The 12,287-nt window shown below is 47.9% G+C and carries 7 protein-coding genes; 6 read left to right on the plus strand and 1 reads right to left on the minus strand.

Annotated features, from left to right (window positions below):
- The first annotated feature begins 899 nt into the window (after window positions 1-899).
- The 5 genes from ACOIT5_RS06970 to ACOIT5_RS06990 all read left to right on the plus strand — a co-directional run bounded on the left by ACOIT5_RS06970 (window position 900) and on the right by ACOIT5_RS06990 (window position 9,760).
- A complete protein-coding gene (locus ACOIT5_RS06970; protein WP_423129755.1) occupies window positions 900-1,601 on the plus strand; it encodes a DNA-binding domain-containing protein in 702 nt (233 codons plus the stop codon).
- A gap of 202 nt (window positions 1,602-1,803) precedes the next feature.
- On the plus strand, window positions 1,804-3,039 hold the full coding sequence (locus ACOIT5_RS06975) for a discoidin domain-containing protein (RefSeq protein WP_423129756.1): 1,236 nt from the start codon (window positions 1,804-1,806) through the stop codon (window positions 3,037-3,039).
- Between the two features lie 18 nt (window positions 3,040-3,057).
- Window positions 3,058-8,121, plus strand: a complete 5,064-nt coding sequence (locus ACOIT5_RS06980) for an RHS repeat-associated core domain-containing protein (RefSeq protein ID WP_423129757.1) — start codon at window positions 3,058-3,060, stop codon at window positions 8,119-8,121.
- A gap of 18 nt (window positions 8,122-8,139) precedes the next feature.
- A complete protein-coding gene (locus ACOIT5_RS06985; RefSeq protein ID WP_423129758.1) occupies window positions 8,140-8,604 on the plus strand; it encodes a hypothetical protein in 465 nt (154 codons plus the stop codon).
- Between the two features lie 154 nt (window positions 8,605-8,758).
- A complete protein-coding gene (locus tag ACOIT5_RS06990; RefSeq protein ID WP_423129759.1) occupies window positions 8,759-9,760 on the plus strand; it encodes a hypothetical protein in 1,002 nt (333 codons plus the stop codon).
- A gap of 569 nt (window positions 9,761-10,329) precedes the next feature.
- Here the strand turns inward: ACOIT5_RS06990 and ACOIT5_RS06995 are convergent.
- Window positions 10,330-10,608, minus strand: a complete 279-nt coding sequence (locus ACOIT5_RS06995; RefSeq protein WP_423126726.1) for a hypothetical protein — start codon at window positions 10,606-10,608, stop codon at window positions 10,330-10,332.
- 133 nt (window positions 10,609-10,741) lie between these two features.
- Between ACOIT5_RS06995 and istA the strand changes: the two genes are divergently transcribed.
- Window positions 10,742-12,253 carry an IS21 family transposase gene (gene istA, locus ACOIT5_RS07000; protein WP_423126725.1) on the plus strand — a complete coding sequence of 504 codons (1,512 nt, stop codon included), beginning with the start codon at window positions 10,742-10,744 and terminating at the stop codon, window positions 12,251-12,253.
- Window positions 12,254-12,287 lie beyond the last annotated feature (34 nt).

Here is a 12,287-nt window from a genome sequence, read left to right on the forward strand (position 1 = left end):
GAACAGAGAAAGGACCAGTGTTCAGTAATCAGTAATCAGTGACAGTGTTCAGTCCCGGTTCTGATCGGGTACTTTTTAGTTCCAAGCTACAAGTTTCAAGCTCCAAGCCCTTTGCCCCATGCTCCACGCTGTAATGGCCAATTAACGGAGAATGGAGACGGGAGACGGGAGAGCGCCCGGGACTCATGCGCCGCACCCACCAGGGCCGACAGAAGAAGATTTAAACACGAAGGCGTAAATACGGCATGGAGCGTGGAGCACGGAGCAATTACCGGAGACGGGAGAATGGAGAACGGACAACGGTAACAAGCAGCCTTTTACTTTGTTACTTTGCCACTCAGGTACTTTGTCACTTTCTTTAACGCAGAGAGCAAGTCCATGCCCCAAGCCCCATGCCCCAAGCCCCATGCTGCAATGACCAATTATCCAATGACCAACCAAATCCTCCGTTGCACACTGACCACCGTTCACTGTTTACCGTTTACCGTTTACTGATCACCGATTACCGATCACTTCTTTTCACTTTTTTCACCCGTATTATTTTGTTCACCAAAATTGAAATGTTCGTTTTTTACAACGAAAGCATACTTTTTAGGGGTGTTTTTGAATCCCTGTCTTTGACGAACGAAATCCAAATTTTTCTAAACAAAATATTCCTGATTAACAACACATTCATGGGGGGGGGGTACTTTTATTGGACCCGAATGATTAACAAATGAATTTATTTTAATCGATTCGGTATAACGTTATTCCGACCAGTCAATTAACCCTTGTCCAACCGGTAAACATGCCCGACGGACAGCCCTGTATTAAACAGGTCAAGGAAAATGTTTTTCTCAAAAGATAACATCTCCGGCCTCCTGTATTATATTGATGATCATATTGTATCCAAAAAACCAATGATGATGGCATTAAACTATGCCCTGTTTGAAAACCACCTGACCACCGACCCGACCGACTACATGGCGGTGGTGCAAAACCAGCAAAGCAAAACCCAGGACGATGTAATCGACCTGATGATCAGCCGCGGTTCAACGGTAACCAAGGCAGAGGCCCTGGCCGTTTTCGAAGAATACGCCCTGGCCTTTGAACAATTGGTAAAAAACGGCTTTGCCGTGAACACGCCCCTGTTTAACCTTTCGCTGTCGGTGAAAGGCGTTTTTACCCGCGAGGACGAGAGCTTTAACCCTTCCGTTCACTCGGTGAAGATCAATGTAAGTCCCGGCATCCGTCTGAAAGAGATGGTCGCCGGGGTGAATGTGGCCCGTGTGCAGGGGGCCAGCCCGAAGCCCGATCCGCTTTACCTCGACGACCTGGGCAGCGGGACCCGCAACGAGGCGCTTACTCCCGGCAACATTGCCCAACTGAAAGGCAGCCGCCTGAAGTTCGACCCGGCCGATGCCGCCCAGGGCATCTTCCTGGTTGCAGCCAATGGCAGCGAAACCCGCGTGGCCGTTGTTTCGCGCAACAAGCCTGCTCAGCTCGACTTTTTGGTGCCTGCCCTGCCGGCTGGGACCTATCGGGTTGAGGTGCGTGCAGTGGTGCATAACAACAAAAGTTTGCGTAAAGGCAGCCTGCCCGCCGAGCTGGCAGTGCTGTAACTGCAAAACTGTCCCTTATAAGGGCACAGTCCCTTCCAAGCTTTGGAAGCCTGTCTTCCAGCCTTTAGCACGGTGCCTTCCAAAGGCTGGAAGGCACCGTGGGAGGCAAGGGGGCGAAAAATATGAAAACAAAAATTTATTGGTATAAACAACAAAAATCAGATGATTAACCGAGGCAAATCCCCCAAAAAACCTTAACAACATGAAAAAAATTTTACTTCTGGCCATACTTGGCCTTGGTATCCTTACGGCGCATGCGCAACTCCCGGGCACCGTAATTACAGCTACGGCAAGTACTTTTGTCAATATTGGCGACCCGGTACCCGGTGGCAATTCAACTGTTGCCTTTCCGCCCGCCAATGTACTGGACGGGAACAGCAACACCTCCTGGCTAACGTGGTCTTCATCGGCCTGGTTGCAACTTAACCTGTCGATTTCCAATGTGGTATGGGGTGTACAAATTGACTTTCAAACACCCTGGAAAAATTGCAAAGTCCAGTTTTTAAAAGATGGCGTATTGGCAAAAGAAGTCCCGGTTGCCGAATATTCAAGCGGCCCGATATCAATAACCGTTCAATCGGACTACGGGGGCCTGGTCAATCAAATCAAAATATTTACGGATAAGTATTCCTCTACATACCAAATACCAATTAGTATTTCCGAAGTGAAGCCAATCTACTCGTACATCACGGGATTAACAGCAACATCGGGCAGCGCCGCCAATCCTGCAATAAGCGGGGCAGAAAAAGCAATTGACGGAAATAGCTCAACTTATTGGACAGCGCCGCCTTCATCCTGGCTGCAAGTTAGCCTGCCGAGCCAACCTTATCGGGTATCAGGCATACAGCTAAACTTTGGCCCTCCCTGCACCAATTACCAGGTGCAATTATTCTCGGTCGACGGTGATGTGCTCGAAACAATCAATAATACCAATCCTTCATTGTGCACACCAACGCTGACCATTTTACCAAGCTATACGGGAGCTGTAAGCTACATAAGGATAAGCCCTACAATGATTAATAGTATGGATCCATTGGTTTTTGAAGTCGTGTTGTACGGTATTGCATTACCCCTGCCTGTTAGTTACAGTTTTACCTACGACGACAGGGGCAATTGTTTAAGCCGCCCGATTTTGGGAGGAGGGGTCAAATCGGCTACAATTGCGGACAAGCCTGCTCCCGAAAAACAAAAAGACGATAGTTTTATTAAGCTGTATCCCAATCCAACCAAGGGTTTGTTAACGGTCGAATTTTCAGAATTTGACGACCAGGTGCCGGGCTCATTGCTGGTTGCCGATTTAACAGGCCGGGTGGTTTATTCGGGCAATACCCTGACCAAGCGGTACACCATTGACCTGTCGGCCAGGCCCGCCGGACAGTATCTGTTGATATACCAAAACGGGAACGACAAACAGAGCTGGAAGCTTATCAAATATTAATTCCAAAGAAGCATTATTATGAATAAGAGCATTAAACTATTTACGGCACTGTTACTCGCAGTTGCCACATTAACTACATATTCCCAATCAAAAGCGCCCGAAGGCAACACAACAGGGCTGGCGGGCATATCGGACGGCGGGGCGGCCACTTATCAGTTGCCCGTTTACTGCCCGGCAGGCGCCAACGGGCTTCAACCATCGTTTGCAGTTACCTATAATAGTTTGGCCGGGGAAGGCCCCTTGGGACGCGGCTGGGACATTGCCGGCATTTCGTCGATTACCCGGATTGGCAAAACACGCTATTTCGATGGTTATGACCAGGCGGTTTCTACAACTTCCGACCAGTATGCCATTGACGGCCAGCGTTTATACGACCGGAATTGGGGTGCAGGTGCTACCCGCGACTACAACACGCAGGACGAAGCCTTTAAATCGGTTGCATTCGCATCGGGCACTACCAGCGACGGGGGTTTTATCGTAACGACCAAAGGGGGAACAACGCTCGAATACGGAAACACAGCCGATTCGCGCCTGGTGCCCACTAACGCAAGCAAAGCGTTTACCTGGTATTTAAAAAAGGTAACCGACAAAGGCGGAAATACCATTGTATATACCTATACCAGCAGCAATGGCGAAACCCGCCTGGACAAAGCAGAATACGCGGGCAACAAAATAGAGTTCGTGTACACCTCCCGCCCCGATGTGAGTTATCGTTTGGTGCAAAATTCCAAAATAAACTATAAATCGCTGCTCCAAACCGTCAATGTTTATTTTGGTGCGGTAAAAATGCGGAGCTACCAGTTGAACTATACCACGATTAACGCTGCAAGCCGGCTTAATACGCTTACCGAATATAACAACAACAATGTGCAAATTAACCAAGTTGCCGCTAATTGGAAGAGATATCTGTCTTATCCGAATTCGGGGACTTCAGTTTCGTTGACCTGCAATTCTGTTCCGATAAGTGTAAATCCCCTTGTTTTAATGAGTGCGGTTAAGGCAACTATTGTTTTGGATGCCACAGGACAAAACAATACTGTAAAGCTCGACTATATGAACAACAGCAGTGTTATAACAAGCCAGTATATTGGGTTCGGGAAAGACCTGCCGACTTGTTTGATTGGTTGGGATACGGACAACGAAGGAAACATGGAACTATATATCCAGTCTGTCAGTACCGACGATGACAATGCACTACCAAAATTAAGTATGTACAGGCTTACAGCCGACTCGAACTCTAATTTCAGGTTCAGTTTGGTGGAAAAAAAGGACAATAACGAACCGATCTTATCCGTTTCCCAAAAAAACTTTACAAGCTATTACACTTACCAATCAATGGTCAACACGCTGGGAAATACTGTCATTATAAGCAGCAATGCGGTAACGGGGGGCGGCCCGGCTGAAGTAGCCGCAACGATTAAAACCTACTCCCCCGACAATACCGGCACCTTACTGTCGTACGAAAGCGATGTGTTTGCTGAGCCGCTTACAAGCGCAGTAGGACTTGGTTTCCTGGGCTTTACCAAAGTAACGGTAACCGACCACCTTTCGGGCAATGTGCAGGAGCGGACAACGGCTTTCGATTCCCAAAACCGCCCAATCCGCTTCAATACCAGTAATAAAAATGGATTTACAAGCTTAGGTAGCTACGAAAAAACCATAAACTACTACTACCCCTACCAAAAGGGATGCTATTTCTTTTCGTTTAATTATGCCGGTAAAGTTATCGAAACCTCCAATCTGCCCTACGATATTTCCACCACAACAACATCAACCTTCAGTTCCTACGGTACGCTGGCATCGGTGGTTAGTGCCACAGGCGTTCATTCCGTAACAACAACCTTCTCCAATTACGACAGTTATGGCAACGCCGCTACAGTTAGTTCATCCGAAACAATCAGCGGCCAAAGTACCCCGACCGAAACAATCAACCGGACCTACACCAACGGTTTGCTTACCAAAGAAACCCGTTCGGGGGGCCTGTCCGACGATGTGACCACCGAATACGGCTATTATGCAAACGGGGCGCTTAACTGGGTCAAAACCTCGTCGCCAAACATTAGCACTTCGGTTAAAACATATACTTACGAAACCAATTACCGTTATGTAAGCGGGATTAGCACCTCGGCAAACGGTAAAACAAGCTCGGTTACCTATCATCACAACACGCTTGGGCAACTATTCGAAGCGGTGGACGATTTGGGGAACAAAACCAGCTATGCGTACGATCCCTGGGGGCGACTGAAAGACACCACCACACCCGACGGCCGGAAGACAAGTACATCGTACGGCACAAGCGCGGTTACCGGGGCGCTGTACAGCGTTACCGCCACGGCTCCCGGCCAGCCAACAATCACCGCCCATATCGACTGTTTGGGCCGGGCCATCAAAACCGAAACCAAAGGCTTTAACAATGCGACCATTACCGTCGACAGGGTGTACAACGCCAAAGGGCAACTCGAAAAGCAAAGTGAGCACTATACAGGGGGCACACCGGAATACACCAGTTATAGCTACAATGTGTACGGAAAGCTCGAAACGGTGACCAACCGGGGCCGCACCACCCGTTACAGCTACAGCGCCCCAATCACTTCCGCAACCAATAACGACCCCAGCGGCCTTACCGTTACCGTGACCAATCCCGACGGCTCTAAAACCATCAGCACGACCAATGGCGCCGGCCAGTTAACATCGGCTACCGACAAGGGGGGCAATACCGTCAACTTTACCAACGGCGTATTCGGGCCCACCCAAATTGCGGCCTGCGATATGGTAAGCTCTATCGGTTACGACGCCAAAGGACGCCAAACATCGCTGATTGATGCCAATGCCGGGACCACCGAATACGGCTACGACGCGCTGAACCGCATTATTTCGCAAAAGCAGGAAGGCCAGACAACCGCCCAGGCAACGGGCGCTACGTACGATGGCTTTGGGCGCGTTGATACGCAGACAACGGAAGAAGGAAGCCTTGTCTTCAAATACGAGGACGATTTTACCAAACAGTCGCGCGGTGCGCTGCTTAGCGCCACCTTAACAAATAAAACGGGGGCGCTTGTGCATAAAATCGAGGCTCAGTACGAACCCACCCTTGGGCGGCTCAACACCAGTACCGAAACCATAGGCAGTTTAAGCTTTTCCCGGCAATACGGGTACGATACCAACGGCAGGGTCAATTCCGAAACCTATCCCTCGGGCTTCCAGGTGAAATACGTTTACGACACGTACGGCAACCTGAGCAAGGTGACCAAAGCCGACGGTTCGCCCTTGTGGACAGCCAACACGGTAAACGCCACGGGGCAGGTGGAGACCTTTACCCTTGGGGCGGCTATTGCCTGCACCCACTCGTTCGACGCTACCCACATGCCCTCGGGCATTAAAGTGGGCAATGTGTTCGACTACAGCTATGCATTCAACAGTACCACGGGCAATTTAAGCTCGCGTACCGACAACAAACGCGGCAAGAGCGAAAGCTTCGGGTATGACAGTTTTGACCGCCTGACCACGGTTACCGCCACCGGGCTGCCCCAGCAGAAGACCATTTATATGCCCAATGGCAATATTTTGAAGAAAACCGATGCCGGCACGTACATGTACCCCTCCGGCGAAACAGGGGTCAGCGCCCTGTACGACAGTCCTGGCACCTTGTCGTCGCTCAGGCAGAACCTGACCTATACCTCGTTTAACAAGGTGGCCACCATAACCCAGGGAACCTATACCGCCGAAATAACCTATGGGGTAAGCCAGGAACGGTGCAAAATGGTGGTGAAAAAAGATGGCGCAACCGTGCTTACCCGTTACTACACGGGCAATTACGAACTGGAAGTTACGCCCGCGGGCAGCAGGCGCATCCACTACATAGGCGGGGGCAACGGCCTGGCCGCCATTTACATTGAGACCCTCAACAGCTCGGGCGCCCTGGTGGGCACACCTGCCCTGTACTATGTGGCCACCGACCACCTGGGCTCCATTATGGCCCTGCTCAACCCCAACGGAACCCTGGCCCAGGAATACAGCTACGATGCCTGGGGCCGTTACCGCGACCCGAATACATGGAATTACCAAAATTTTAATAGCTTTGGCATTAATATATGCTACCGCGGCTACACCGGGCACGAAATGTTGCCCGAGTTTGGACTGGTAAACATGAACGGACGTATGTACGACCCCGTGCTGGGCCGCTTCCTGAGCCCCGATAACCAGGTGCAGGACCCCACCAACAGCCAAAGCTACAACCGCTACAGCTATTGCCTGAACAACCCGCTACGGTATACCGACCCGAGTGGGTGGAGTACCTTCAGTGTAGTTACGCCAGACGGTAAGGGTGGCTGGCAGGTAAGCACAATTACAATAAATGATGGATATGATGCAAGCAGGGCCAAGTATGAGATGGAAAAAATGTCGCAAGAATACGCCGAATTTATGGCAGAATCCCAAGCCCAGATGGTAGCAGTCAGACAATATATTGCAGAACAAAACGATTTATATTATTCGAAGTTTATCCAACCCCTTACGGGAGGGATTTCTTTGCCAGATATCATAGTGAGGGGCAAGCCTGGTAATTGGCATGTTGACCCGGTTACACAAGGTATGGCTTGGAATGCCGTTAATAATTATCAGTTTGGAGGGAATGCCCAGGGCGGGAGGAATACATATAATGTGGATGCAGCCGTAAATTCGTTAAACCAAAACTCTTATCCTTCATACCCAGCAGCTAAGGCTGCAGGTTGTGGGTCAAGCTGTGCACGATTTATTAGATATTCGTTAGAAGCTGGGTTTGGATTACAACGTGATGCATTTTTAGGAAAAACACCGGTACCTGCAAGGGCATATGGTCCTTTTTTAGAAGGGGCGGGGTTCAGTCCAGTCAATACTACAAATTATTTGCCGGGCGATATTGCAGTAATTCAAGGCTATCCAGGAGGTACGTCTGATGCCAATGGAATACCATATGGTCATATTCAGATGTACAATGGAACACAATGGCTATCTAATTTTTACCAAAATAGTTTTTGGCCAGGGGGAGGGTATCGAACAAACCAACCAGCCTTTCAGATTTATCGTTTTGGAACCTATCCATAAATAATTTAGAATGAAGTTATGATTTATAAAAGACTACTATTTTTATTTGCAACCTTTATGATGTTTTCAATTAGTGGTTGTAATGCTCAGGATAATGCAGGTGATAAATGTACCTCCATGCTACGAGAGTTTTATACAAACTACAGTAAGATATGGGCGATAAAGCCTGTTCCTCTTCCTAAAGACCATTACATTATAATAGACTCGTTACAGGAAAAATATTGCACTCAAAAACTACGAAAAGAAGCAAAAGAATGGTTTGAGGACGGACATGATTTTTTAACCAATGACTGGGGCATAGATGTTGAATCATTAGAAACTATGACAATTATAAAAGACACAACCAAAGAGAATACTTATATTGTCTCATATATAGTTGATTCATACCCTGTAACCCCTGATAATCCCGTAAAGAAACAGGTTGTTTTGTACGTAACAGTAGCAAAAGAAGGTGAAAGTTGTAGGTTAGATTTTGTTCGGTAAATTACCTATCCCCTGCTTCCCCAGCTACCCCTCGTTTGAGCGCTAGCGGAAACGAGGGGTTCGCTTTCTGTCGTTTGCAACGACAATATGAAATAAATTGATAAGCAAAAAGAAGCTGTTCTTACCGGCAGCTTCTTTTTAAGTTTTTGCTAAATTGAGCAACGCGTTCTTTGAAAGAGCAGAAGTAAAGCTTTCCCCCTCCGGGGGAACGGGAAGGGGGCTTCCGGACAACCAGGTGCAGGACCCCACCAATAGCCAAAGCTACAATAGGTACTCGTACTGTTTAAATAACCCGCTGCGCTATACCGACCCCAGCGGCTGGACTAGCAAGGACGAAGAAGAGGAAAAAAAGAAAGTAGAAGATGAATATGCCCAAATGTATGCCGAGTGGTATGGACGGCAGGTTGGCGCCGATGGGCTGACTAATGAGCAATGGCTGTCTTTAGGGAGTGCGGGGTACAGGTCGCCGGAGTACGCCCAATTTTTAGCCGAATCCCAAGCACAAATGGCAGCAACAAGAGAATATATTACCGCACAGGAAAATCAATATTATCAGAAATTTATTCAACCTTTTGATAATGCCGGATTACCAGGGATTCTTTTGCCTGATGTTGTAGTGACGGGTAAGCCAGGAAATTGGCACGTTGACCCCATCACGCTCGGCATGGCTTGGAATGCGGTCGATGATTATCAATTTGGAGGGAATGCATCAAAAAGCAGATGGAACGATGTTGCTAATTTGTTTGGTAAGTATAATGCAGGATACATTGCTGACAAGAATTCTTCCCAATTATTCCCAAAACAATCTTTTAGTAAGAATAAGTTAGTTGCAAGATATATGGTGGAAGGAGTAGGACTTTGGGTTTTAGGAATGGTTAATTCAGGTGCAGGGACAGTTACTGGAGGTCTAGCAATTACGGTTCAAGGACAGGAACATCTTGTTGAGATGAAATATGAAAACTATGTGCAAAATGGGCAAGGAATGGGAATGTATGTGATAAATATTGATGCTCCAGGAGCAATTCCGAGGGCAATGCTGTTTAATGCAGTTGATGGCTCATCCATTGGTTGGTATCACACAACTGTAAACGGAGCACCAACAATGCCGTATCACATTTACTTGAAGTTCTTAAGAGAGTTGAATAATGTTCAATAAATCACAGTTAAGATGGCACTAAAAAGGGAAACAAAGCAATATAAGATTGGCTATCTAACTCTTACAATTTTATTATCTGCGTTAATAGTCTACTTATATACGGCATGTCAAATAAAAAATGTTGAGATTAATTACCTTTATTTTTTTGTATATCTTTTTATTGTTTTTTTTGCGAATATCATACGAAAGGTTTTTTTCGATGCAATAGCTTTGATTTATTTGTTATTTCTAATAGTCTACTACTTTGTATAAAATAAAAGTCCCGCTACCCCCCCGCTGGCGCTGATCTGTGATCAGTGGCAGGCCTGTGTGGCGGGAAGCACTATCGTTGGTGTGCAATTGTACGATGTGCCGGAAAAACTAAAAAGTAGCCCCACCTGCCCCTTCTATGTTGTAATCCAAATTTAAGGAATACTATTTTAAAACTATTTTCGCTATAACTTTTTAAATCTAAGTATATTATCTTTATCCCCCTGCTCGGCGGGATATGTCGAGGGCAGCGGTTGCTGGACCGGATTTGCAATCCTGACCTTATTAATGGATAATCCGGAGCACAACCACCCAGTAATTTAGAAAGAATCCAGAGGAAATGAACGTTTTTCAAAAGGAAAAAACATGACATTCCGGCGGATATGCACCCAAAAACGGGGTTGTTTGGGGCATTTTAGGTTGTAAAATGTGATTTTGAAGGAATCACGCTGCCCCGGCCAGACCGGTTCCGGAGCATAACCACCCAGTGGGTGCAAGTTATCCGAAAACGGGAGAAAACGGCACGGATTCCGGAGCATGACCACCCAAAAATGGGCCGCTAATCCAATGGCAGACAGGTGGATATTTTTTCGTGGCATCCCGTTGGCGGGTTCTGACAGAATCCGGAGCATATGCACCCACTAACCTGGTTTCCCTGAGTAACTTTTCGAGTACTTTGTGTGCTTATAAAACCAATCAAGCACACGGATTATGGCAAGAAAAGTAATACTTATGAGTCAGTTAAAACAAATTTTGAGGCTTCATCAGAGCGGGCTGTCCAACCGTCAGATCGGAAAAGAACTCGGCATTTACAAAGGGACGGTCAACAACTACATGCAAAAAATAGCATCCGGGAAACTGGATATCGGAGAGCTTCTTACCCTGGATGATCCGGTGCTGGAAGGCCGTTTTCATGCCGGAAACCCGGCCTACCTGGAAGATCGCTTTAATGAGCTGAAACAAATGCTCCCTTATCTTGAAGGAGAACTCAAACGCAGGCACGTGACCATCAAACTGCTTTGGCAGGAATACCGTGAAAAGCACCCGCAGGGGTACAGCTACTCCCAGTTCTGCTTTCATTTAAACCAGTTGCGTGTAGCCCGTAAATCTTCCGCGGTGCTGACCCACCAGCCCGGGCAGCAACTTTTTGTCGACTTTGCAGGGGATACGCTCTCTTACGTTGATCGTGAGACCGGGGAAGCGATAAAAGCGTATGTTTTCGTGGCTACCCTGCCTTACTCGGATTACAGCTTTGCCATGGCTGTTTCCCATCAGAACACGGAAAATTTTCTTTATGCACTTGGCTGCTGTTTGCAGGCACTCAGTGGTGTCCCCAAAATTGTGGTTTGTGATAACCTCAAGGCTGCCGTGATCAAAACCGACCGGTATGAACCGGACATTAACCGGGTGATGGACGATTTTGCCAACCACTATGGTTTTGCCGTGCTGGCTGCGCGTGTGCGGACCCCAAAAGACAAGGCTCTGGTGGAGAACCAGGTTAAGCTGGTTTACCAGCGGGTGTATGCCCGGTTGCGTAACCATGTCTTTTTTTCCCTGGCCGACCTGAACAGGGCGATCAGCGAAAAGATCCTGCAACATAACCAGACCCGGATGCAACAACGGGAGTACAGCCGCGAAGAACACTTTCTGGCCGATGAAAAAGGACTGTTAAAAGCCTTGCCCCTGTCAGGTTTTGATATCCGTTATTATGCGAGCCTGAGGGTGCAGCAAAACAGTTGTATTTACCTGGCACGGGACAAACACTATTATTCGGTTCCTTACGCCTGCACCGGGGAACAGGCCAGTGTGGTTTATACCCGTACCCTGGTGCGGATCTATTGCAAATCAGAGCTGGTTGCCACTCACCGGCGCACCATCGGTTTCGGATATACGCTCGTGCGGGAGCACATGCCATCGGCCCATCAGCATTACATGGACCGCAGCCCCGGGTACTACATGGACCTGGCCCGCAAACGGTCAGATGGCCTGCTCTGCCTGATGAAGATGATGTTTGCAAAGGAAGAAACGCCCGAGGTTTTATACAAACGCTGTGAGGGGTTGTTGAGCCTTCAACGCAAAACCGATCCCTTCTGTTTTGAAGAAGCCTGCCGGGTGGCCGTTGCCAACGGCATACCAAGTTATCAGTTTGTTCGCAGGCGAATCGAAAACAGGATGACATCGGATAAGCCTTCAACCATAAAGAAACTCCCCAAACACGGAAACATCCGGGGAGACTATCAATAATCAAGGAAAATAATCAGAGTACAAACCAAAAATG

The organism is Gaoshiqia hydrogeniformans (assembly GCF_049347105.1).
In the GTDB taxonomy this organism is placed as follows: Bacteria; Bacteroidota; Bacteroidia; order Bacteroidales; family Prolixibacteraceae; genus Gaoshiqia; species Gaoshiqia hydrogeniformans.

Excerpts from the sequence above, each read along its gene's own strand:
- ACOIT5_RS06970 (WP_423129755.1), top strand. The coding sequence starts at position 900 with ATGATGATGGCATTAAACTATGCCCTGTTTGAAAACCACCTGACCACC.
- ACOIT5_RS06975 (WP_423129756.1), top strand. The coding sequence starts at position 1,804 with ATGAAAAAAATTTTACTTCTGGCCATACTTGGCCTTGGTATCCTTACG.
- ACOIT5_RS06980 (WP_423129757.1), top strand. The coding sequence starts at position 3,058 with ATGAATAAGAGCATTAAACTATTTACGGCACTGTTACTCGCAGTTGCC.
- ACOIT5_RS06985 (WP_423129758.1), top strand. The coding sequence starts at position 8,140 with ATGATTTATAAAAGACTACTATTTTTATTTGCAACCTTTATGATGTTT.
- ACOIT5_RS06995 (WP_423126726.1), bottom strand. The coding sequence starts at position 10,608 with ATGCCACGAAAAAATATCCACCTGTCTGCCATTGGATTAGCGGCCCAT.
- istA (WP_423126725.1), top strand. The coding sequence starts at position 10,742 with ATGAGTCAGTTAAAACAAATTTTGAGGCTTCATCAGAGCGGGCTGTCC.